Consider the following 23811-nt stretch of genomic DNA (forward strand, 5'->3'; position numbering starts at 1 on the left):
AACCGCCGGATGCACCGAGCTAGAACCTGCGTAACGATTAGCAGCAGTAGCGTTGAGATTGGGGCAGCGCCCTTAGCTGGGTAGTAATTTTCTCCACCGGCTTCAAGGATCACATCCTTGTGCCCTTTCAGCCTCCGCAGCATCCCTGCTGCTGTTACGAAAATTCTACCGCAGCTAAGGGCTTAACAAATACCGGTGGGGCATCACGAAAATATGCTTTTAGTGGCACTATCGTGAACGAGGTGGTAAATGCATAGTACACTTTGACCGGGGACGTCTTTCGCATGGATGCGAAAGAGGAGCCCCCAGGGACGGGTTCACGGCGTGCCCCGGCAAAGTTGTACGGCGCGTTTAGCCGCCGGATGCACCGAGCTAGAACCTGCGTAACGATGAGCATCAGTAGCGTTGCTCCGCTCTTGACGCTGCAAAATCTATATGTGTGCTAGTTAGCCATCGTGATGCTATGAAATTTAGCCAAACGCCAAAAAGCGAAAACCCGACACATGGTCGGGTTCTCTAAATAATGGCAGGGGCGGCTGGATTCGAACCAACGCATGGCGGGATCAAAACCCGCTGCCTTACCGCTTGGCTACGCCCCTACTGGGAATTCTGAGTTAATGGCAGGGGCGGCTGGATTCGAACCAACGCATGGCGGGATCAAAACCCGCTGCCTTACCGCTTGGCTACGCCCCTGCAGAAACTACAGCTACTTGTTTAGGATGGTGCGGAAGAAGAGACTCGAACTCTTACGCCTCGCGGCGCTGGAACCTAAATCCAGTGCGTCTACCAATTTCGCCACTTCCGCATGCATGAGAAAAGTAAAGTGGTGGCTACAGCGGGAATCGAACCTGCGACCCCAGCATTATGAGTGCTGTGCTCTAACCAGCTGAGCTATGTAGCCACGTAAACTTGTCCTAAGCAAGTGGCGCGTATTATGCTGATCTGAAGAAATAGCGTCAACCGTTTTTTTCGCATATTCTGCTTCTGCCTGCTTGTTTGCCGAATTTCTATGCAGTAGCACTAAAATGGCCGGTAAAGCTTGGCTTAAGATAGCAAAAAGCCGGGTAAACCCGGCTCTTAATCTGTGCTTTGGTAACGAAAAAGCGCTTAGACGTTAAAGCGGAAATGCATCACATCGCCATCTTTAACGATGTAATCTTTACCTTCCAGACGCCATTTCCCGGCTTCTTTGGCACCGGCTTCACCGTTGTACTGTACGAAGTCATCGTAAGACACCACTTCTGCACGGATAAAGCCTTTTTCAAAGTCAGTATGGATCACGCCAGCAGCTTGTGGTGCTGTGGCTCCGACAGCAACAGTCCAGGCCCGTACTTCTTTGACACCGGCCGTAAAGTAGGTGTGCAGGTTTAACAGTGAGTAACCACCGCGGATCACACGGTTCAGGCCTGGCTCTTCCAGCCCCATATCGGCCATAAACTCGGCTTTTTCTTCATCATCCAGCTCGGCGATTTCTGATTCGATAGCGGCGCAAACCGGTACTACGATGGCACCTTCTTTGGCTGCGATGCCGCGCACTACGTCCAGATGCGGGTTATTGTCAAAACCGTCTTCCAGTACGTTGGCGATATACATGGTTGGCTTAATGGTTAAGAAGTTCATATAGGCAATCAGCGCCTTTTCTTCTTTATCCAGCTCCAGCTGACGCAGCGTTAAACCGTTTTCCAGGTGGGCTTTTACTTTTTCCAGCACTGCCAGCTCGGCTTTGGCGTCTTTATCGCCGCCTTTGGCTTTTTTCTGGACCCGTAAAATCGCACGTTCGGCACTGTCCATATCCGACAGCACCAGTTCCATATTAATGGTATCGATATCGTCAGCCGGGTCAATTTTTCCGGCAACATGGATAATATTTTCATCGTCAAAGCAGCGCACCACATGGCCGATAGCATCGGTTTCGCGGATATTGGCCAGGAATTTATTGCCTAAACCCTCGCCTTTAGACGCGCCCTTTACCAGGCCGGCGATATCGACGAATTCCATGGTGGTGGGGATCACGCGCTGTGGGTTAACGATTTGCGCCAGTTTATCCAACCGCAGATCTGGTACCGGTACCACGCCGGTGTTCGGTTCAATGGTACAGAACGGGAAGTTAGCTGCTTCGATACCAGCCTTAGTTAAGGCGTTGAATAAAGTTGATTTACCAACGTTAGGTAAACCTACGATGCCACATTTAAAACCCATGAATGTATCCTTTAATCTGCGGTGGGGCCAGCTTAGCTGGCCTGAAAGCTGTGTAAACGGCTCTGAGCTTTTACCAGACCGTCGCGTGCCAGTATAGCAAAGCAGGCGACAGCTTCCTCTATGCTCTGGTCGATCAGTTTTTGTTCGCTGGCAGGTGCCTTACCCAGTACAAAGCCAGTGACCTGATCTTTGTGGCCCGGATGGCCGATGCCTAAGCGCAAACGATAGAAATTCGGATTATTGCCCAGTTTACTGGTGATATCGCGCAGACCATTATGGCCGGCATGACCACCAGCGAATTTAAATTTGGCACTGCCCGGTGGTAACGCCAGTTCATCATGTACTACCAGAATTTGCTCTGGTGCCAGTTTATAAAACTGTGCCATAGCCAGTACGGCTTTGCCGCTTAAATTCATATAGGTAGTTGGCACCAGGAGTTTGTATTCCTGCCCGGCCAGCATAAATTTGCCGGTCAGACCAAAAAATTTGGCTTCGGGTTTCAGGTTACAGTGATAGGTGCGGGCAAGTTGCTCTACAAACCAGACACCGGCATTGTGCCGGGTGTATTGATATTCGGGGCCCGGATTACCCAGGCCCACGATTAACTGTACAGCAGGCTGAACAGTATCAGACATTACTCAGCGGCAGCGTCTTCAGCTTTACCAGCTGGCTTGTTCACAGAAACCACTGGCAGGTCATGACCTTCGCCTTTGGTTAACTGAACAAACTTAACGCCTTTTGGTGCTTTGATATCAGACAGGTGCAGGGTAACGCCTACAGCGACATCAGCCAGGTCAACTTCGATAAACTCTGGCAGATCCTGTGGTAAACAGGTGATTTCAACTTCGTTCAGACCGTGAACAACAACACCGCCTTTCTTCGCAGCAGCATCTTCGTTCAGGAAGTGTACCGGAACAGTAGTGTGCAGCTCATGGCCAGCTTCTACGCGTTGGAAGTCAACGTGCAGAATTTTTGGCTTGAACGGGTGACGTTGCATTGCTTTCACGATAGCTTTAACTTCTTCACCGCCAACGCTGATAGTCAGGATGTGAGAGTAGAAAGCTTCGAAGCTTTGTGCTTTTAACAGCTTAGAGTGATCTAAGGTGATAGACAGTGCTGGCTTATGACCACCGTAGATGATCGCTGGCACTTGGTCAGCATGACGCAGGCGGCGGCTCGCACCTTTCCCCAAGTCGTTGCGGACTTCTGCATTTAACGTGAAAATTGCATCAGACATGATGTACTCCAAAAATTAGAATTTGTTACGGCTTGCGACCAGCCATAACCTGTTGCCCTTTTAAAAGGCGCGACATCTTACCACCAGCGTCTGGTTGCTGCAAATAAAAGCTGCAGCCAATAAAAAAGGCAGGATAACCTGCCTTTTTCAACTTTAGCTTGCGGCTTAATCAAACATCGCCGAGATCGATTCTTCGTTACTGATACGACGGATACACTCTGCGATCAGGTCACTTAACGTCAGCTGCCGTACTTTAGGAATGGCACGCATCGCCGCAGACAGTGGGATAGTATCGGTGACGATCAGCTCATCAATCACTGACTCACTGATAATTTCCGGCGCCCGGCCTGAGAAGACTGCGTGGGTCGCATAGGCGAATACCCGCTTGGCGCCTTGTTCTTTCAGCGCTTCCGCCGCTTTACACAGGGTGCCGCCGGTATCAATCATATCGTCCACAATAATACAGTCACGGTCTTTGACGTCACCGATAATATGCATTACCTGGGATACGTTGGCTTTTGGCCGGCGCTTATCGATAATCGCCAGGTCGGCATCATTCAACAGTTTGGCTACCGCACGGGCGCGCACTACACCACCGATATCCGGCGATACCACCACCGGTGCTTCGAGGGCTTTTTTGCGCATATCGTCCAGCAGTACCGGCGTCGCGAATACATTGTCTACCGGCACATCAAAGAAGCCCTGAATTTGCTCAGCATGCAGGTCGACCGTTAATACCCGGTCCACGCCAACGCTGGATAAAAAGTCGGCGACTACTTTGGCGGTAATAGGTACCCGGGCTGAACGTACCCGACGATCCTGACGGGCATAACCAAAGTAAGGAATCACTGCTGTGATCCGGCCGGCTGACGCGCGACGTAAAGCGTCAACAATGACAATCAGTTCCATCAGATTGTCGTTAGTAGGGGCACAGGTAGACTGGATAATAAAGACGTCTGAACCGCGTACATTTTCGTTGATTTGCACACTGACTTCGCCATCACTGAAGCGACCGACAGCGGCATCTCCCAGTTTGATGTAAAGACGGCTGGCGATTTTGTTGGCAAGATCTGGTATGGCGTTACCAGCGAAAACCTTCATGTCGGGCACGGTAGGATCCTCAGGGCAGTTGTGAGTCCGGTTTAATCATAAAAGCCGCTGTTGAGTATAGTTGCTGCCGGAAAAAATACTCCGGCAACGGCTAAACTGAATGGCGGCTCGAGTTGCTGTAAACGGTATCAGTTAAGGCCGCTAATAAAGGCGACGTATTAACCCCTCTGGCGATAAAGCCCCGACAGTTTGCCGGCAGGTTCGCTAGGGCATGCTGAGCACTGGCCGCGTCCGGAAATTCGGCGAACACACTGGCGCCAGTACCCGTCATTCGACACGGCGCATATTCTAGCAACCACTGTAAGGTTATTGCAACAATCGGATACAGCCGTTCGACCAGCGGCTGGCAGTCATTCTGCCATGGGCTGCTAAGTAGCTCTGTCAGGCTGATCTTAGGTGTATCTCTTTTTAAATCAGGATGTTGGAATATTGCTGCCGTGCTGATATGACAAGCTGGTGTGACGACCAAATAAGTCTTTTCCGGCAGTGAAACCGGCTGTAAGTGCTCACCAACCCCTTCGGCAAAGGCTGTTTGGCCGTGCACAAAAACCGGCACGTCGGCACCCAGTTTCAGGCCCAGTGCCGCCAGTTCTGCAGTAGTTAATTGCAGCTGCCATAACAGGTTAAGTGCATGCAAGGTGGTGGCCGCATCCGACGAGCCACCGCCCAGGCCGCCGCCCATTGGCAGGTGTTTTTCCAGCCGGATCTGACAACCGGCGTTGGCACTGGCCAAAGGTTTTAATAACATGGCTGCGCGGTAAATCAGATTATCCTGCCCGGCCAGTTCCGTCAGATCACAGCTTAGGTTGATTTCACCACTCTCGTTCGGGGTAAAGTGCAGCACATCGCCGGTATCCAGCATTTGAAACAGCGTTTGCAGATTATGGTAGCCATCAGGCCGCCTGCCGGTGATATGCAAAAATAAATTCAGCTTTGCTACCGCGGGTAAAGTCAGGGTCATAACTGCCAGCTCCGGATCACCAGTCTGACCTGGGTATCGGCACTGTGCAGCTGTAATTGCCGGGGTAAAGATAAGGCATCATCAAAAAAACTGCGGTAGGTCAGTTGCCAGCGAATGCCGGTGCTGTCGGTCAGGGTAAAACTTACCAGGCGGCCAGCAGCGTCGTATTTCAGGTCAGTTGCCGAATCACCCGGCAAGCCGCGTAACCATAGCGCCATATCGTGCAGCGGAATCGACCAGCCAGCCAGTTGCCACAGTAAATTACTGGCATCAGCTGCCTGATAGCGCTCGCCCCGCACCAACAGTTCGGTCAGCTCGCTACTGGCCGTCAGCTCAAACAGGCTGATACCCAGCATATTGGCCAGCCGTGCCTGATAAGCAGTGGCATCCTGTTGCTGCCAGCGCAAATTGCCATTGACGGTTTCGGCCGGAGATTTAATACCAACCGAGGCCTGTACTGTAAAGTTGTGCATAGCCGACAGTTGCTGCTGTCGTTCGCTTTGTGGCAGTACCGTTTGGGTACCGGGTAAGGTCTTGGTGCTGGTACAGGCAGTGCTTAACAGGGCAATTGCTAACAGCGCTAACATTCTGAAGAGTGAACTCAAGCTATGGTCCTTTACGATGGCTTATCTGCTTTTGCTTTTCTTAGTTCGGGCTTTTTCGTACAATTCGCCCCCTATCCCGATATGATACAGGTGAACACCATTTTTGCACTAGGCATTAATCACAAAACGGCACCGGTGGCGCTGCGCGAGAAACTCGCCTTTGCGCCCGAGCAGGTTCCGGATGCATTGCACCAGCTTGCCAGCAAGCTGGAGATTAGCGATGCGGTGATTTTGTCCACCTGTAACCGTACCGAACTGTATTTTAGCGGTGCTGCTGAGCAGGCTGAACAGGTGTTGCACTGGCTGGCTGGCTTTCATCAGTTACAGTTGACAGAGTTGCAACAGCATCTGTATCTGTATCAACAGCAGGATGCGGTGAATCATTTAATGCGGGTGGCTGCCGGCTTAGATTCACTGGTGTTAGGTGAGCCGCAGATCCTGGGGCAGGTGAAGCAGGCCTATAATCAGTCACGTCAGGCCGGCACCATTAACCCACAATTTGAACGGCTGTTTCAGAAAACCTTCGCCGTCGCCAAGGCCGTACGTACTGAAACGGAGATCGGCGCTAACGCCGTCTCAGTCGCTTTCGCTGCCGTCAGCCTGGCAAAACAGATTTTCGGTAAGTTAGAAAAGGTACGGGTGTTGCTGATTGGTGCCGGTGAGACCATTGAACTGGTGGCCCGGCATTTAACGGAGCAGGGCGCAACCAGTCTGAGTGTGGCTAACCGCACCTATGAACGTGCCGAAGCTCTGGCGCGGCAGTTTAATGCACAGGTGTTAACTCTGTCGCAGGTACCGGCCCGCTTGCATGAAGCCGATATCGTGATTTCTTCTACTGCCAGCACCTTGCCGATTGTCGGTAAAGGTATGGTTGAGCAGGCATTGAAGCAGCGGAAGCACAAACCGATGTTTCTGGTCGATTTAGCGGTACCACGGGATATCGAAGAGCAGGTTACGGAGTTAGAAGATGCCTATCTCTATACCGTAGACGATCTGCAAACCATAGTGGCGGAAAACCTGAATAACCGCCAGCAGGCGGCAGAGCAGGCCGGGGTGCTGGTACAAAGTGGCAGCGCTGAATTTATGCAGTGGCTGCAATTACAGGATAAAGCCGATTGGCTACGTGATTACCGGCAGCGCTGCGAAGAAGTAAAAACCGAGTTATTAAGCCGGGCGCAAAAGCAACTGGCCGCCGGCCAGGAACCGGAAAAAGTGATGGCGGAACTGGCGAATAAACTTAGCAACCGCCTGATGCACAGCCCCACCCGGACTATCCGGCATTTATTACAGTCTGAGCAGCCAGAGTCGACAGAGCTGGTCAAACTCCTTATTGATTTATAAACAGGTTTTAATCCTAAAATGAAAGAATCGGTATACCGCAAGCTGGAAGGTTTGGTTGAGCGTTACGAAGAGGTCCAGGCGCTGTTAAGCGACGCCTCGGTGATTAGCGATCAAAAGCGCTTTCGCGAATTGTCCAAAGAATTCAGCCAGCTGGAAGAGTTAAGCAAGGCATTCCGTAGTTATCAGCAAGCGCAGGAAGACTTGCTGATGGCCGAAGAAATGCAAAAAGACAGCGATCCTGAGATGCGCGAAATGGCGCAGGAAGAATATAAGCTGGCGAAAAGCCGCATTGAGCAGCTGGATACGGATTTGCAGATCCTGCTGCTGCCTAAGGATCCGAACGATAATAACAGCTGCTTTCTGGAGATCCGCGCCGGTGCCGGTGGTGACGAGGCGGCAATTTTTGCCGGCGATCTGTTCCGCATGTATAGCCGTTTTGCCGAGCGGCAACGCTGGCGGGTAGAAATAGTCAGTGCCAATGAAGGCGAGCACGGTGGCTTTAAAGAGGTGATCGCCAGTGTGCAGGGCGAGGGCGTTTTCGGCACCCTGAAATTTGAATCCGGTGGTCACCGGGTGCAACGGGTACCCGCCACTGAATCGCAGGGCCGGGTACATACCTCGGCCTGTACTGTGGCCATTATGCCGGAAATCCCGGAAAGCGAAGCCATTGAGATCAATCCGGCCGATCTGAAAATTGATACCTACCGTGCCTCTGGCGCCGGTGGTCAGCACGTAAACCGTACCGACTCTGCTATCCGCATTACCCACTTACCGTCTGGCATCGTCGTTGAATGTCAGGATGAGCGCTCACAGCATAAAAACCGTGCCCGTGCGATGAGTGTGCTGGCGTCGCGCTTACAGGCGGCAGAAGATGAAAAGCGTCGTCTGGAAGAGCAAAGCACCCGCCGCTCATTAGTGGGCAGTGGCGACCGTTCAGAGCGGATCCGCACCTATAACTTCCCGCAAGGCCGTTTGACCGATCACCGGATCAACCTGACCATCTACCGTTTAAATGAAGTGATGGAAGGGGAGTTAGAGCAGGTGATTGAACCGCTGAAACACGAGCATCAGGCTGATCTGCTGGCGATGCTGGCTGATGAAAACCGCTGATGACCATGTTGCAGGCCGCGCCGACGTTGCAGCAATGCACGCAGCAATTGAGCCAGCAACTCAGTGCAATTAGCGATAATCCGGCTCACGAAGCCCGGCTGCTACTTTGTCATCTGTTAAGCTGCCAGCCGGGCTATCTTTATACATATCCTGAACGTGTGCTAACACCAAGCGAGCTACAACAGCTGCAGCCTTTATTGCAGCGGCGCCTGGCCGGGGAGCCTTTGGCGTATATTTTCGGACACTGGCCATTTTATGGCCTGGAGCTTGCGGTTGCGCCTTGCACGCTTATTCCGCGTAGCGATACCGAAATTCTGGTGGAGCAAGCCCTGGCCTTAACGCTACCGGCACAGGCAAGGGTGTTAGATCTGGGCACCGGTACCGGCGCTATTGCGCTGGCACTGGCGCACAACCGGCCGCAGTGGCAACTCACCGGCGTTGACTTGCAAAGCGAGGCTGTAGCATTGGCACAGCGCAATGCGCAGGCATTAAAGCTTAGTAATGTAGACTTTACAGTCAGCAGCTGGTTTAGCGCCCTTAGCGGCCAGCGCTATGATCTTATCGTCAGTAATCCACCGTACATAGAAGCAGCCGATCCGCATCTGGCGGCACTAAGCTTTGAACCGCTGTCAGCCTTGGTGGCGGCAGAGCAGGGTCTGGCGGATCTGGCACAGATTATTGCCAGCGCGCCGGCATATTTACAGCCCGGTGGCTGGCTCTGGCTGGAGCACGGTTATAACCAGGCTGAGCAGGTACAGCAGTTACTCAGCGTTGGCGGATTCCGTCAGGTTAGTTCAGTGCGCGATTATGGTGGTAACTGGCGCATCAGTGGCGGTCAGTACCAGCCCGGTGATAACTGAACAAAAATGTTAAATATTTTGACCTGACAAAAAATCCGGCTTATAACAGTAAGATAAGGATGCCGGGAGTGTGTCATGTCCGATGAATTTTTGTTTGCTGCTGAGCCTGAAGAGCCGCATCAGATCAGTAATGGTTGCTGGAAAGTCCTGATTGTTGACGATGAACCTGAAGTTCATGCCGTCACCCGGTTGGCGTTAAATGACTTTAGTTTTCAGCACAAAAAGCTGGAATTTATCAGCGCCTACTCCGGTGCCGAAGCCAAAAAAGTCCTGGCAGCCCAACCCGATATCGCGGTGGTGCTGCTGGATGTGGTGATGGAAACCGACGATGCCGGTTTATTGGTGGCCAGTTATATCCGCGAAACCCTGCATAACCATTTTGTGCGCATTATTCTGCGTACCGGCCAACCTGGTCAGGCACCGGAACGGCAGGTGATTGTTAATTACGATATTAATGATTATAAATCCAAAACCGAGCTGACCGCACAAAAGCTGTTTACCGTGATGATGTCGAGCTTAAGGTCCTACCGCGATATTATTTCACTGGAGCAAAGCCGGCAGGGGCTGGAGAAAATTATTAAAGCCTCGGTCGACCTGTTCTCATCGCACTCAATGGAGCAGTTTATTGACGGTGTGCTACAACAGCTCACCTCAGTGCTCGGTTGTGATGAAGATGCCCTTATCGTTAGCTCGTCTCTGGTCGCCGGCAATATTCAAACTACCGACCCGCACGATCTGGTGGTGTTTGCCGGTCAGGGCGAGTTTGAAAGTAAAGAAGGTAAGCCCATTAAGGATGTGCTGGACCCAAGCTTACTGGAAGCCTTTGAGGCGGCGTTAACCACCAAGGATATTGTTTATCGCGATAACTATCTGGTGGCCTATTGCTGCAGTAAATTCACCCAGGGCTCTCTGCTTTATGTCTCAGGCTTGCCCGGCCCGGTTAATGAAACCCAGAAAAAGCTGATTGAACTGTTTGCGCAGAATGTCCAGGTGGCATATGAAAATGTGCAGCTGCAACATGAGGTGGAAGATACCCAGCGCGAAATCGTCTATCGCTTAAGTGAAGCGGTAGAAGTGCGTTCGGTCGAAACTGGCAATCATGTGCGGCGTATCGCCTTTATTTGTTACGAGCTGGCGAAAGCCTATGGCTTGTCAGAGCTGGATGCCGAAAAACTGATGTTTGCCTCGCCGTTGCATGATGTTGGCAAGGTTGGGATCCCGGATACTATTTTAAATAAGCCGGCACATCTGACTGACAAAGAGTGGCAGGTGATGCAAACTCACGCCAGTATTGGTTTTAATATTCTGAAAGATTCCAAGCGCTCTATTGTACAAGCCGGCGCTATCATTGCCCGGGACCACCATGAAAAATGGGATGGCAGTGGTTATCCTGATGGCAAAAAAGGTGAAGAAATTCATATTTATGCCCGGGTCGCCGCCCTGGCTGATGTTTATGATGCGCTGCGCCACCGCCGCTGTTATAAAAATGCATGGACATTGCAGCAGGTACTGGCCGAAATTGAGCAACAAGCTGGCAAGCAATTTGAACCCAAACTGGTGGAAGCGTTCAAGTCGATAGTGCCCAAGCTGGAAGCAATTTTACAAAAATACCCGGATGCGCATGACGCAGACGGGGTATAATCCGCAGCGAGTTAACCGAAACACGTGCAGCCGGTGCCGCTATCACTGGCCCGGCTGACACGCCGCATTTAGGATAGTTGTTATGTATATGGCGTTTAAACACCTGCATCTGTTACTGGTTGCGCTTAGCGTAGCCTTGCTTTGTCTGCGCTTTGCGCTGCGCGTCAGAGAGTCTGGTTTGTTACAGCAAAAATTCCTGAAAATTGCCCCGCATGTGGTGGATACCTTTTTATTATTATCAGCCGTCGCGCTGATGTTTACCATTCAGCAGTACCCCTTTGTTGATGCCTGGCTGACAGAAAAAGTACTGGCGCTGCTTGCCTATATCGCGCTGGGCTACTCGGCGTTAAAAGGCCGTACTGCGGCAATCCGCTGGTTGTCGTTCTTAGGTGCTTTAGGTTGGTTGGGGCTGATGGTGCGGGTTGCGCTGAGTAAAACACCGTTGTTTTTACCTCTTTAATGTTAATAGTGAACAGGTTGAATTATGTTGAATAAGGTGGTCCAGGTTGCCGGCATTGATGTCGCCAACGATAAGCCCTTTGTATTGTTTGGCGGTATGAATGTGCTGGAATCCCGTGACTTGGCACTGACCATTGCCGAGCATTATGTGCGGGTGTGCGAGAAATTACAGATCCCCTATGTGTTTAAAGCCTCCTTTGATAAGGCAAACCGCTCGTCGGTGCACTCTTATCGTGGTCCGGGTTTGGAAGAAGGGCTGCGGATTTTCGAAGAAATTAAGCACACCTTCAAGGTACCTTTGATTACCGATGTGCATGAGCCTTATCAGGCGGCGCCGGTGGCCGAGGTCGTTGATGTGATCCAGCTACCGGCTTTTCTGGCGCGGCAGACCGACTTAGTGGTCGCGATGGCAAAAACCGGTGCCGTGATTAACGTTAAAAAGCCACAATTTCTGGCACCGCATGAAATGCGGCATATTCTGAAAAAATTTCAGGAAGCCGGTAATGAGCAGGTCATTCTGTGTGAGCGTGGCTCTTGCTTTGGTTATAACAACCTGGTGGTCGATATGCTGGGTATGGACGAGATGAAGCAGTACGCACCGGTGATCTTTGATGCCACCCATGCCTTGCAAAAGCCGGGTGGTCGTGAGGATTCGGCTGATGGCCGGCGGGCGCAGGCGGCACAGCTGGCGCGCTCGGGTATGGCAATAGGCCTGGCCGGACTCTTTATTGAAGCGCATCCGGATCCAAATCAGGCAAAATGTGATGGCCCCTGTGCCTTGCCGTTGGCTAAGCTGGAGCCCTACCTGCAACAGATGCAGGCACTGGACCAGTTAATCAAAGCTTTTCCGGCCTTAGATACCTCGGCACGCTAGAGCAGCGCTATTTTAGCTGATTGGACCGCCACCATCAGGTGGCCGGTCCATAACGTTGCTCAATAAAAGCCACCACTTTGCGATATTCCTGTTGCACAGTGCCGAGTATTTCCCGTAATGCGGTCCAATCTGAAACTTCAGCGGCCTTTTCCAGTTGTAAACATTGTTCTGCCAGGGCATTGGCGCCGATACTTTTCGCCATCGCTTTGAGTTGATGTGCCAGACTGCGCAGTTCACTACGGTTACTATTACTCAACTCTGTTGTTGCCTGCTGCAACATTGGGCTGGCTTGCTGTGTGAAGTATTGCAGATACTCCTGATGTTTAAGCGGGGCATCACCCAGGAAACTGCTTAGTGTGGAGAACGATACCGGGCTGCTTTGTTCGGTATCCGGCTTCTTCTTGCTGCGCTCTGATGGTGCTGGCGCCTGATCCAGCGGTAACCAGCGCTGCATCACTGTCTGTAAGGTCTGCAGCTCAAGTGGCTTGGTGATATAGGCGTCCATACCTATGCTCAGACATTTTTGTTCTTCACCTTTCAGCGCATTAGCAGTGAGCGCAATAATACGGGTAAAATCAACATCATCAGGCCGTTGTAAGCCTTCTTTTCGGATCGCCTTGACCAGATCATAACCGCTCATATTCGGCATATGCAGATCGGTTAATAGCAGCGGGTAATGATAGCGGCGCCATTTCTCCAGGGCGATGGCGCCGTCATCAGCGACCTCCACGGCATAACCCAACGCATTCAACTGCTCAACAATCACCCGTTGATTCATCAGATTATCTTCAGCTAACAACACCAGCTTACCGGCTTGGCGGGCTTGTTCGATATCAGGAACAGGCCCCTGATGCAGTGGTTGCTTATGCTGCGGCTGCAGTTGACGGGCTTTGCGACCAGTAATAATCAGAATGCCGTCCAGTAACTGACTGCGGCAAAGCGGGGCGCTATGCACATAAAACACATTGTCGAAGGTGGTGTCGGATAGCTCCAACTGATTGGTAATGACCACAAATTTTACACTTTGTAGCATCGGATGCGTGATGATCGTACTTAGCTCCCGCATCGAAATCTGTTCATAGGTCGCGTCCAGCAACCAAACTGCCTGTTGTTTCGCTGGTAAGGGTTTAAATTGCTCAGCCCGCTGCAGCAGAGCATCGACACTATTGGCGATCTGTAGCTCTGCGCCGCTATACAATAAATAGTCGGATAAATGTTGCTGATTATCACTGTCTTGCGTAAATAAGCAGATCACCAGATCGCTGAGACTGTCTTTTGATAAATAACTGGTCTCGTCTGAGCGGCGCATTGGCAGCCTGACACTAAACTCGGTACCCTTACCAGGTTCGCTTTCTACCTGGATTTCACCATACATCAGCGCGGTCAAGCGCTGACAGATCGAGAGTCCGAGACCTGTACCACCAAACTTACGGGTGACTGAACCCTCAGCCTGATTAAATGGGTGGAAAACATAGTTGATTTGGCGCTGGGTCATGCCGCGGCCATTATCAGCAACTTTCAGTCTGACCTGAGTGAACTCCAGATTTTGTTCCAGCAATTCCGCACTAATTACCACCACACCGGTTTTCTCCGGTGTGGTTTCGGTAAATTTAATGGCGTTACCGGCCAGGTTGTACAAAATTTGCCGCAGTCGAACCGGATCACCAAGCAAGCCGTCAGGGATCCGCGGATCGATATACAGTTTTAAATCAATCTGCCGCTGGTAGGCGACTGACACCAGGATCCGGCCAACTGCTTCAATAATATCGGCCAGCGACACCGGTAATTTTTCCAGCTCCAGCTTGCCGGCTTCGATTTTCGAGAAGTCGAGAATATCATCAAGGATCCGCAGTAGTGAAAAAGACGACTCGCGAACAGTGTCTGTCATCCGGAACTGCGAGGTGGACAGCTCGGTTTTACGCAATAAATCGACAGTACCGATAATCCCATTCATCGGGGTGCGGATTTCATGGCTCATGGTCGCTAAAAAGGTCGACTTGGCGTCGTTGGCTTTTTCTGCCGCCAGTTTGGCGGTTTCCAGCGCGTCGGTGCGCTCTTTAATACGTTGTTCAACTTCTTGTTTTAACTGCTCAATATCCTGCTCTGACTGTTGCAGGGCTTGTTGGCTTTGACCGAGTCGCCGGAACAGCGTATTCAGATGTTGTGCCAACTCACCGATATCGTCTTGTTGCTGAGTATCCAGAGTGCCACTGTATTGCTGACGTTCCAGCATATCGCGACAGCCACTAACTAATGGCTGCAGGCGCAGGCGGAATTTTTGACTGATCTGATAGCTCAGCGCCGCAACAAATAGCAAGGCGATTAGCACACTTAAAGCAAAAGCGAATAACAGTGGCAGTACATTGTTTTCGGGTAACTGCCGGACATATACCATCACATAGCCGGGTAACTCGGGCAACAGCCGGTTAACCAGCAGTAATTGCTGTTGCTGACTGCTCTGGTTCGATAATTGCGGATTAGGCACAAAATTCGGCAAATTATCGGTATGCTGTAAGAGCTCCACCTGAGAACCCTGCAAACGGTACAGGTAAATAGCCCGGTTGCGGTCATTATTTCGGGCTTGTTGCAATAGTTGCTGTGCTGCAGCGTTATTATCCTGCTGCAGGGCCTGTTGCACTGCCTGACTCAGGATTTGTGTTTCGGCGGCCAGGCGCTGCAACTCTTCATCATGCCGTTGTGCCGCGGGTGCTTGGATCCAATACAGCACAAGTACCTGGATCACCAAACACAGGCTCACTACTGCGGCTAAGCGCCAGAAAACAGGTTTAATTACCGTTTTATTGCTCATTCCTATTCCGTAATCTGTTGTCAGCCAAGCACATAGCTCAGGTTTTAATCACGCTATCTTAACAAGTTTTCTAGTCCAAAAGCAGTACAAATTTTAAGGCTATGTCAGCGCTTTGGCTAACTAATAAGCTGTCGGTAGCCATTTCTAAAATATCTGTTGACTTGAGATCGCAAAATCCGTTTAATACGCGGCATTGCCCAGATAGCTCAGTCGGTAGAGCAGCGGATTGAAAATCCGCGTGTCGGTGGTTCGATTCCGCCTCTGGGCACCATCATTTTAGGATATGGTGCTAACGATATCCCAAAGCGTGTCGCAGCCGCTTTAGCTCAGTTGGTAGAGCAACTGACTTGTAATCAGTAGGTCATCCGTTCGACTCGGATAAGCGGCACCAACCAGTTTTGCCCAGATAGCTCAGTCGGTAGAGCAGCGGATTGAAAATCCGCGTGTCGGTGGTTCGATTCCGCCTCTGGGCACCATAAAACGCAAAAAGCCAGCTAGGAGCTGGCTTTTTGCGTTTTATAGCCAATACCAGCTCAACGCTGGTATTGGCTATCGTCTCCGGTATGCTTGCGTACCGGAGACGCCATCTGCGATACCAAAAAAGTCACCACACTATAGCGCCAACCGGTTCAGCTTCCCGTCTCCGGTATGCTCGCGTACCAAAGACGCGATCTGCGATACCAAAAAAGCCACCACACTATAGTGCTAACCGGTTCTGCTTCTCGTCTCCGGTATGCTTGCGTACCGGAGACGCCACCTGCGATACCAAAAAAGACACCACGCTAAACCGCCAAACCGCTCCATAGCCCACCCACGTTAGCCAATAGAGATAAGAATGCAAAAATTCCCGTTCAGTGAAATAGGCAACAGGTTACTTCTTTGTTAAGCTCAGTGCGTTTTGCCAATAATCACAAGAATATCGGAGTCCACCTAAATGAAATATGCCGTTACCCTGCTGGCTGCTGCGGTACTGACCGCTTGCGGCGGCCCGAAGCAAGAAGTGAAACCGGAGCAAACCGTGACTGTTACCCAACAGCAACAACAGTTGAATTACCCCGTTACCGCCAAAGGCGATGTGGTAGACACCTATTTTGGTACTCAGGTGGCCGATCCATACCGCTGGCTGGAAGATGATCGCAGCAGCGAAACCGAAGCCTGGGTGAAGGCGCAAAACCAGACTACCTTTGATTATTTAAAGCAGATCCCGTTTCGTGACCAAATCCGCGACAAACTGCAACAAGCCTGGAACTATGAGCGGGTAGGGGCGCCGTTTAAAGAGGGCGATTACACCTACTTCTATAAAAACGACGGCCTGCAGAACCAATTTGTACTGTACCGCCAGAAAGACGGTGGTGAGGTAGAGGTATTCCTGGATCCGAACACCTTTAGCGCCGATGGCACAACGTCACTGGCCGATATCCGCTTCTCGCGTGATGGCAAATTAGCGGCTTACGCTATTTCAGAAGGCGGTAGCGACTGGCGTAAAGTTATAGTAATCGACACCGAAACCAAGCAGCAAATTGGCGATACCCTAACCGATATTAAATTCTCCGGTATTGCCTGGGTCGGTAACGACGGCTTCTTCTACTCCAGCTACGACAAACCGGATGGTAGCGAGCTGTCAGCCATGACCGATCAGCATAAGCTGTACTACCATAAGCTGGGCACACCACAGAGCGCAGATAAAGTGATTTTCGGTGCCACTGACGAGCAAAAACACCGTTATGTTGGCGCCAGTGTGACTGAGGATGACCGCTATTTGTTAGTGTCAGCGGCGGTATCAACCTCTGGCAATAAGCTGTTTATCAAAGATTTAACTCAGCCGGATAGTGGCTTTGTTACCATTTTAGACGATACCAGCTCAGATACCGATCTGGTAGACAATGTTGGCGATACGCTGATCCTGGTGACCAACCGCAATGCCCCTAACCGTAAGGTGGTAAAGGTATCGGCTAAGGCACCACAGCCAGAAAGCTGGCAGGATCTGATCCCGGAAACCGAACATGTCTTGCGTATCAGCAGCGGTGCTGGCTTCCTGTTTGCCAACTATATCGTCGATGCCATTGCTAAGGTAAAACAGTACGACTACGACGGTAAGCTGGTACGTGATATTGCGCTGCCAGGTGTCGGTAGTGTTGGCGGCTTTGGCGGTAAAAAAGACGCCGATACGCTGTATTTTAGCTTTGCCAACTATATTACACCGGGCTCTATTTACGCTTTTGAGCCAAAGGCCGGCGCATCCAGCCTGTATAACCAGCCAAAAGTGAACTTCGACCCCAGCCGTTATGTGTCTGAGCAGGTGTTCTACACCTCGAAAGACGGCACCAAGGTACCGATGATTATCAGCTATCGCAAAGATTTAAAACGCGATGGCAGCAACCCAACCATTCTGTACGGTTATGGTGGCTTTAATATCAGCTTAACACCGTCATTCAGCGTGGCAAATGCTGTGTGGATGGAGCTGGGCGGTATCTATGCCGTGGCCAATATCCGTGGTGGTGGCGAGTACGGTAAAGAATGGCACCGTGCCGGTACCCAGCTGCAAAAGCAAAATGTATTTGACGACTTTATTGCTGCAGCCGAGTACCTGCAGACCGAAAAATACACCTCACCGGCTAAAACCGCGGTACGTGGTGGCTCGAATGGCGGCTTACTGGTGGGTGCGGTCATGACACAGCGGCCAGAGCTGTTTGGCGTCGCCATTCCGCAAGTGGGTGTACTGGATATGCTGCGTTACCATACCTTTACTGCCGGCGCCGGTTGGGCATACGACTACGGAACCGCTGAGCAATCTGAGGACATGTTCAAATACTTACTGGGTTATTCACCGGTGCATAACGTGAAAGCCGGGGTTACCTATCCGGCTACGATGATCACGACGGCGGATCACGATGACCGCGTAGTGCCGGCGCACTCCTTTAAGTTTGCTGCCGAACTGCAGGACAAAGCCAGCAAGGCGACGCCGCAATTGATCCGGATTGATGTCAAAGCCGGTCACGGTGCCGGTATGCCAGTATCGATGGTGATTGATCAGGCCGCCGATATTTACAGCTTTACGCTGTTTAATATGGGTTATAGCAGCCTGCCGCAATAAGTGGCAGTAAAAGTACGAGGGCGCCTGCGGGCGCCCTTTGTTTTAGCTGAAATGATTGCCAAAAAAAATCAGACAGAGTAAGCTGCGTGCCCTTTTTAATTTATGGTTTCGCCACCACCTCTAATATTGAGCTAGCAGGTTTGGGAGTATCCAGATGGCAAAAGCAGTGATTTTAGTGCTCGACAGTTTCGGCATTGGCAGCGCGCCGGATGCGGATAAGTTTGGCGATAGCGGCGCCAATACCTTTGCCAGTATTGCCCGGGTGTTTGCAGAAAAAAAACAGCGCCCTTTGGCTATTCCTAACCTGACGGCGCTTGGGCTGGCAAAGGCCGCTACCAGCGCGACACCCGGTTTATCGCTGGCAGTACCGCCAGCTAGCCGCATTAATGGTGCCTTTGGTTATGCCCGTGAACTGAGTAGCGGTAAAGATACACCAAGCGGCCACTGGGAAATTGCCGGGGTACCGGTGTTATTCGACTGGGGCTATTTTACTGAGAAGACCAATAGTTTCCCGCCGCAGCTTATCGAGGAGTTATGCCGCCGCACTGGTGTCAGCGGTATTCTGGGTAACTGCCATGCTTCGGGGACCGATATTCTGGTCAAACTCGGCGATGAGCATATAAAAACCGGCATGCCGATCTGCTATACGTCGGCTGACAGTGTGTTTCAGGTTGCTGCTCATGAAGAGCATTTTGGTTTAACGCGCCTGCTGGAGTTTTGCCAGGTCGCGCGTGAGCTGCTGGACCCTTACAATATTGGCCGGGTGATTGCCCGCCCCTTTACCGGTGACAGCGCCCAAAGCTATGCCCGCACCGGTAATCGCCGTGACTATTCGGTATTACCTCCGGCCCCGACAGTACTGGATAAACTGGTTGCTGCCGGCGGCCAGGTAATCAGCATTGGCAAAATTGCTGATATCTATGCGCATCAGGGCATTAGTAAAAGCCTGAAAGCCACCGGCCTGCCAGCCTTAGTGGATACCACCTTAGCGCAGATGGCAACGCAAAGTGCGCAGAGTATTATTTTTACCAACCTGGTCGATTTTGACCAAAACTTTGGCCATCGCCGTGATCCCCTTGGTTATGGCGAAGCCTTAGAGTACTTCGACAGCCGCCTGCCGGAAATTTTACAGGCCTGCGACGATGACACCCTGGTATTACTGACTGCCGATCATGGTTGTGACCCAACCTGGCCCGGCACTGAGCACACCCGTGAATATGTACCTGTGCTGCTGTTCCGTAAGGGCATTGGCGAAGTGGATTTAGGCGAGCGACAAAGCTTTGCCGATATGGGCCAGACCCTGGCTGACTTTTTCGGGCTGGATGCACTGGCATACGGCGACTCCTTTTTAGCACAATTACAGTAAGAGAACTTATGGCTACTCCACATATTAATGCGCCGGAAGGCGCCTTTGCTGAAACCGTTTTAATGCCTGGCGACCCGCTGCGTGCCAAGCATATTGCCGATACGTTTTTGCAAGATGCGGTATGCGTTAATACCGTGCGCAATATGTTCGGTTACACCGGCACCTATCAGGGTAAAAAAGTCAGTGTGCTGGGCTCTGGCATGGGCGTGCCGTCAATGTCGATTTATGCCACTGAGTTAGTAAAATTCTACGGTGTAAAAAACATTATCCGCATTGGCTCCTGTGGTGCTTTGCCGCTGGATGTTAAAGTGCGGGATGTCGTCATTGGTATGGGGGCCAGCACCGACTCGATGGTTAACCGCAACCGCCTCGGTGGCCTGGACTTTGCGGCGATGGCCAGCTTTAGCCTGCTGGAAAAGGCGGTTGCCGCCGCCCGCGCTAAAGATATCAATGTGAAAGTGGGTAATGTGTTTACCTCTGATCTGTTCTACAACCCAAGTGAGACTCTGTTCGATACGCTGGAAAAATACGGCGTACTGGCGGTAGAAATGGAAGCCGCCGGTCTTTATGGCGTCGCCGCCGAATATGGCATTAATGCGTTGGCGATTTTCACGGTAAGCGACCATATCCGCACCGGCGAAGCGTTAAGCGCCGAGCTGCGTCAAACCAGCTTTAATGAGATGGTTGAAGTGGCACTGGGCTGTTTGTAATTTACTGGGAATACGCGTTATGTCACTGACTACCAACAAAATGTTTTATGTGTCGTGGGAAGCCTTTCACCGCGCTACCAAAGAGCTGGCACGCCAGTTACTGGGCCAGAACTTTACCGCTATAGTGGCAGTAAGCCGCGGTGGCCTGGTACCGGCGGCGATTATCGCCCGCGAGCTGAATATCCGGGTGCTGGATAGCATCTGTGTGGCGAGCTACCAGCACGACAAGCAGGGTAGCCTGAGCGTGCTAAAAGATGCCTCGCTGGCCGACTCTGAGCAGCTGCTGATCGTCGATGATCTGGTCGATACCGGTGAAACGGCCAAAGCGCTGCGCGAGCGTTTTCCTAAAGCCCGTTTTGTTACCGTGTACGCCAAACCACAGGGTAAGCCGCTGGTGGATAACTATGTTACCGATATCGAGCAGGATACCTGGATCCAGCTGCCATGGGATATGGAACTGGCCTACAGCAAGCCGCTGGCAGAGGAAGTATGAGCCCACAAAGCGTAACGCTAACGCTGCCGGATTGGATTAACGACGTGGTCGACTGGCAGCGCAGCTATCAGCACGATGACGAGAAAATGGCGTTAGCCATTGAGCTGTCGCGGCAAAACGTACTGCGTGGCACCGGCGGCCCCTTTGGCAGCGCCATTTTTGACTGTGACAGCGGCAAGCTGTTAAGTGTTGGTGTAAACCGGGTGATGCCGCTGCATAACTCCAGCGCCCATGGCGAGATGGTAGCTATTATGCTGGCCGAGCAGGCGCTGCAAAGCTTTAGCCTGAACGCCGACGGCGTTAAACGCGAGCTATTTACTTCCTGTGAACCTTGCGCCATGTGCTTAGGCGGCACCCTGTGGAGCGGCGTAAAGCGTTTAGTTTGCGCCGCCACCGCCGAAGATGCCCGCGCGATAGGCTTTGACGAAGGCCCGGTATTTGAACCCAGCTACCAATATCTGCGCGACGCCGGCGTCGAAGTCGTGCGCCAGGTACAACGCAGCGCCGCCGCCCAGGTACTAAAAGACTACCTAAACCACGGCGGCACCATCTACAACGGCTAACGCCCACCAATTCCAACGCTAAACCACACCCGACGCCGGTACGCCAGCCGTACCGGCGTCGATCCTGCAATACTCAAAAGCACCCCAGTCCCAACGCTAAACCGCACCCCGACTCCGGTATGCCTGCGTACTGGAGTCGATCCTGCGATACCAAAAATCACTCCAATCCCAACGCTAAACCGCCCCCCGACTCCGGTATGCGAGCGTACCGGAGTCGATCCTGCGACACCAAAAAGCATCCCAATCCCAGACACTAAACCACCCTCCGACTCCGGTATGCGAGCGTACCGGAGTCGATCCTGCGATACCAAAATGTACTCCAATCCCGGACACTAAACTGCCCTCCGACTCCGGTATGCCTGCGTACCGGAGTCGAATCTGCGATAGTAAGAAGTACACAAACGCTAGAATTAACTGAAAGTTAGCGATAAGCACCTGGCTATCCCTAAGGGTTACAACACTGTCCAAACGACCTGTTAGCGTAATTAATTTGTAAATATGCTAATAGCAAGGTTATAACCCGCTATCTACAGCGCTAAATTTACCCGAAATCAAAATAATTGATTTAATGCTGTTTATTCGTTAGCGTAGTGTCAAAAATGGAGATAGAAGGGCGTTTACACTGCGTAAAAGCAGGTGCGTTCTAAACTAATAAGTTGTTAGCACTAAAAGGATTTACTCATGAGACATCCAACTATATTCGCAATTTTATTTTTCTTAACCTTTGCTGTAAGAGCTGAATGCGATTCATTTTTAGCAAATGGATTAAACAGTGATCTAAAACTATCTTATGAAAAGTTTGATCAAACCCCTGGTAAGGGCTGGCGGGTCTTAGCGGACAAAAAATGCTACAGCGAAGCCGCAATTTTGATAGACAAATATATTCTTGAAAATAATGTGAATCAAAGATCACTTAAATGGCATTTGTTGCAAATGTATGCTGCATCCAATCAAAATGATAAAGCACTTAATCTTGTATCAGCGGTTCTGTTAACAGAAGAACAAGAAAGGAATTCGCCTTTTCTTTGGAATGACTATGTGCTGGCTACGGCAGGTTTTTTAGAAAACGATCTAACCAAACTAAAGCTGCATAGGGATAAACTCGCCAATTTTGGTAAAGGTTTTAAACCAAATGAAATTAATTTGGTAGCTCTGGACAGGTTAATTGAAAACTTTGGTCAAACGTACCAAAAAGCTTATATCGGCGACTAAATTGTGTGATTCATAGACATCATTTCAATATAATGGGTGTCTATGAATAGAGAAATACAGCAGCGATTACAGTGGATAAAGCTATACGAAGAGACCCGTGATGCGGGCTTGGTCTGCCGTCGTTGTGGCATATCCAGACCTACCTTAAGAAAATGGTGGCAGCGTTATCGGAAAGACGGTGTAGATGGTCTGGGTAGCCAAAGCAGGCGTCCTAAGAGTTCACCTTCAACAAAGGTTGGTGAGACTGAAGAGCAGTTAATTTTATCTTTGCGACGCTCTCGAAACCTTGGAGCAAGGCGTATTCAAAGCGAACTTGGCCGCCTGCATGGGCTCTCTCTTGGAATTGCAACTATCCATAAGATCTTGACGCGAAATGAAGTAAAGCCTGTTGTTACCTACCGTAGGAAACCAGATTACATCAGGTATGTTCGCCCAGTTCCTGGCGATAGAATACAAATGGATACCTGTAAGATAGGGCCTAATCTCTATCAATACACTTCGATTGACGACTGCACCCGCTACAGGGTTTTAAGGCTGTATAGCCGCAGAACGGCTGCTAACACGCTGGATTTCATTGATTGCGTGATTGAGGAAATGCCATTTCCAATTCAGCGTATTCAAACAGATCGTGGCCGAGAATTCTTCGCCTGTAAAGTTCAGGAGAAATTGAAGATCCATGGCATCAAATTCAGACCAAATAAACCTGCTTCACCTCACCTAAATGGCAAAGTAGAGCGCTCACAGAAAACTGATAAAACAGAGTTTTATGCAACGGTAGACTTAGCATCAGACGATTTAGATAGCCTGCTTGCTGAATGGCAGCATTACTACAACTGGGAGAGGCCTCATAGCGCACACCATGGAAAAACACCCATGGAACGATACTTCGAAATGGCTGAACAAACGCCTTATTCTGAAGAGGTTCAGGAGCTTTATGAGCCAGCAAAAGAACCCCTACAAGAACAAAACTACAGGCTTGAATTAGAGCTGAGAAGATTGAAACGATCTCTATGAATCACACAGCTGATTATAATGCCGATTACTTTTTACTTAATTGAGCTTTTTATAGGGGATGCTCAATCAACCATATTGTCTTTTGTTTCACATGCTTTTTCTGCTGCCTTGGGTGTTTGGCTGGGTTATATCCTTTCTACTAAAGGCTTTGCC

Annotated in this window: 20 protein-coding genes and 7 tRNA genes; 16 read left to right on the forward strand and 11 right to left on the reverse strand. The window is 50.9% G+C overall.

The genetic code is table 11. The features are described 5' to 3' along the window. Positions 1-524 precede the first annotated feature (524 nt). From AEST_RS04285 to lolB, 10 genes are all read right to left on the reverse strand, one after another. A tRNA-Gln gene (locus tag AEST_RS04285) sits at positions 525-599 on the reverse strand. A gap of 19 nt (positions 600-618) precedes the next feature. Next, a tRNA-Gln gene (locus tag AEST_RS04290) sits at positions 619-693 on the reverse strand. Positions 694-720: 27 nt separating this feature from the next. Further along, a tRNA-Leu gene (locus AEST_RS04295) sits at positions 721-805 on the reverse strand. Between the two features lie 19 nt (positions 806-824). Beyond that, positions 825-901, reverse strand: a tRNA-Met gene (locus AEST_RS04300). A 206-nt stretch (positions 902-1107) separates the two neighbouring features. Beyond that, complete coding sequence (ychF, locus tag AEST_RS04305) at positions 1108-2199, reverse strand: redox-regulated ATPase YchF (RefSeq protein ID WP_008607321.1); 1092 nt, start codon at positions 2197-2199, stop codon at positions 1108-1110. Between the two features lie 32 nt (positions 2200-2231). Then, on the reverse strand, positions 2232-2834 hold the full coding sequence (pth, locus tag AEST_RS04310) for an aminoacyl-tRNA hydrolase (RefSeq protein ID WP_008607322.1): 603 nt from the start codon (positions 2832-2834) through the stop codon (positions 2232-2234). Beyond that, entirely contained in the window at positions 2834-3436 is a 603-nt protein-coding gene (locus AEST_RS04315) for a 50S ribosomal protein L25/general stress protein Ctc (protein ID WP_008607323.1), read from the reverse strand. The genes pth and AEST_RS04315 overlap by 1 nt, the downstream gene beginning before the upstream one ends. 165 nt (positions 3437-3601) lie before the next feature. Then, positions 3602-4546: a ribose-phosphate pyrophosphokinase gene (locus AEST_RS04320; protein ID WP_008951343.1), complete on the reverse strand. Its 945-nt coding sequence runs from the start codon at positions 4544-4546 to the stop codon at positions 3602-3604. Positions 4547-4637: 91 nt separating this feature from the next. Continuing rightward, entirely contained in the window at positions 4638-5507 is an 870-nt protein-coding gene (gene ispE / locus AEST_RS04325; protein WP_008607331.1) for a 4-(cytidine 5'-diphospho)-2-C-methyl-D-erythritol kinase, read from the reverse strand. Continuing rightward, complete coding sequence (gene lolB, locus AEST_RS04330; RefSeq protein ID WP_039925079.1) at positions 5504-6112, reverse strand: lipoprotein insertase outer membrane protein LolB; 609 nt, start codon at positions 6110-6112, stop codon at positions 5504-5506. The genes ispE and lolB overlap by 4 nt, the downstream gene beginning before the upstream one ends. A gap of 81 nt (positions 6113-6193) precedes the next feature. Between lolB and hemA the strand changes: the two genes are divergently transcribed. The 6 genes from hemA to kdsA all read left to right on the forward strand — a co-directional run bounded on the left by hemA (position 6194) and on the right by kdsA (position 12397). Next, complete coding sequence (gene hemA, locus AEST_RS04335) at positions 6194-7453, forward strand: glutamyl-tRNA reductase (protein WP_008951346.1); 1260 nt, start codon at positions 6194-6196, stop codon at positions 7451-7453. A gap of 18 nt (positions 7454-7471) precedes the next feature. Next, positions 7472-8563, forward strand: a complete 1092-nt coding sequence (gene prfA, locus AEST_RS04340; protein ID WP_008607334.1) for a peptide chain release factor 1 — start codon at positions 7472-7474, stop codon at positions 8561-8563. After that, positions 8563-9423, forward strand: a complete 861-nt coding sequence (prmC, locus tag AEST_RS04345; RefSeq protein ID WP_156803867.1) for a peptide chain release factor N(5)-glutamine methyltransferase — start codon at positions 8563-8565, stop codon at positions 9421-9423. The genes prfA and prmC overlap by 1 nt, the downstream gene beginning before the upstream one ends. A 75-nt stretch (positions 9424-9498) precedes the next feature. Beyond that, complete coding sequence (locus AEST_RS04350) at positions 9499-11064, forward strand: DUF3369 domain-containing protein (RefSeq protein WP_008607336.1); 1566 nt, start codon at positions 9499-9501, stop codon at positions 11062-11064. 82 nt (positions 11065-11146) lie between these two features. Then, entirely contained in the window at positions 11147-11524 is a 378-nt protein-coding gene (locus tag AEST_RS04355; protein WP_008607337.1) for a SirB2 family protein, read from the forward strand. Between the two features lie 24 nt (positions 11525-11548). After that, positions 11549-12397 carry a 3-deoxy-8-phosphooctulonate synthase gene (gene kdsA, locus AEST_RS04360; protein ID WP_008607339.1) on the forward strand — a complete coding sequence of 283 codons (849 nt, stop codon included), beginning with the start codon at positions 11549-11551 and terminating at the stop codon, positions 12395-12397. Positions 12398-12431: 34 nt separating this feature from the next. Here the strand turns inward: kdsA and AEST_RS04365 are convergent, their stop codons facing one another. Next, on the reverse strand, positions 12432-15206 hold the full coding sequence (locus AEST_RS04365; protein WP_008607341.1) for a hybrid sensor histidine kinase/response regulator: 2775 nt from the start codon (positions 15204-15206) through the stop codon (positions 12432-12434). 195 nt (positions 15207-15401) lie between these two features. Here AEST_RS04365 and AEST_RS04370 point away from each other — a divergent pair. From AEST_RS04370 to AEST_RS04415, 10 genes are all read left to right on the forward strand, one after another. Next, a tRNA-Phe gene (locus AEST_RS04370) sits at positions 15402-15477 on the forward strand. Between the two features lie 44 nt (positions 15478-15521). Then, positions 15522-15597, forward strand: a tRNA-Thr gene (locus AEST_RS04375). A gap of 9 nt (positions 15598-15606) precedes the next feature. Beyond that, positions 15607-15682 (forward strand) — tRNA-Phe (locus AEST_RS04380). 458 nt (positions 15683-16140) lie between these two features. Next, positions 16141-18300: a prolyl oligopeptidase family serine peptidase gene (locus AEST_RS04385; protein WP_008607342.1), complete on the forward strand. Its 2160-nt coding sequence runs from the start codon at positions 16141-16143 to the stop codon at positions 18298-18300. 154 nt (positions 18301-18454) lie between these two features. Continuing rightward, positions 18455-19666, forward strand: a complete 1212-nt coding sequence (locus AEST_RS04390; RefSeq protein WP_008607344.1) for a phosphopentomutase — start codon at positions 18455-18457, stop codon at positions 19664-19666. An 8-nt stretch (positions 19667-19674) separates the two neighbouring features. Further along, complete coding sequence (gene deoD, locus AEST_RS04395) at positions 19675-20376, forward strand: purine-nucleoside phosphorylase (RefSeq protein WP_008607345.1); 702 nt, start codon at positions 19675-19677, stop codon at positions 20374-20376. Between the two features lie 19 nt (positions 20377-20395). Further along, positions 20396-20869 (forward strand): xanthine phosphoribosyltransferase, encoded by a 474-nt coding sequence (gene gpt, locus AEST_RS04400; protein ID WP_008607347.1) that lies wholly within the window; start codon positions 20396-20398, stop codon positions 20867-20869. Further along, complete coding sequence (locus AEST_RS04405; RefSeq protein WP_008607349.1) at positions 20866-21432, forward strand: nucleoside deaminase; 567 nt, start codon at positions 20866-20868, stop codon at positions 21430-21432. Before gpt ends, AEST_RS04405 begins: the two co-directional genes overlap by 4 nt. A gap of 681 nt (positions 21433-22113) precedes the next feature. Then, positions 22114-22644, forward strand: coding sequence for a hypothetical protein (locus tag AEST_RS04410; protein ID WP_008607350.1), 531 nt, complete (start codon positions 22114-22116; stop codon positions 22642-22644). Positions 22645-22686: 42 nt separating this feature from the next. Then, positions 22687-23658 carry an IS481 family transposase gene (locus AEST_RS04415; protein WP_008607351.1) on the forward strand — a complete coding sequence of 324 codons (972 nt, stop codon included), beginning with the start codon at positions 22687-22689 and terminating at the stop codon, positions 23656-23658. Positions 23659-23811: the final 153 nt, after the last annotated feature.

Source organism: Alishewanella aestuarii B11 (assembly GCF_000280055.1).
In the GTDB taxonomy this organism is placed as follows: domain Bacteria; phylum Pseudomonadota; class Gammaproteobacteria; order Enterobacterales; family Alteromonadaceae; genus Alishewanella; species Alishewanella aestuarii.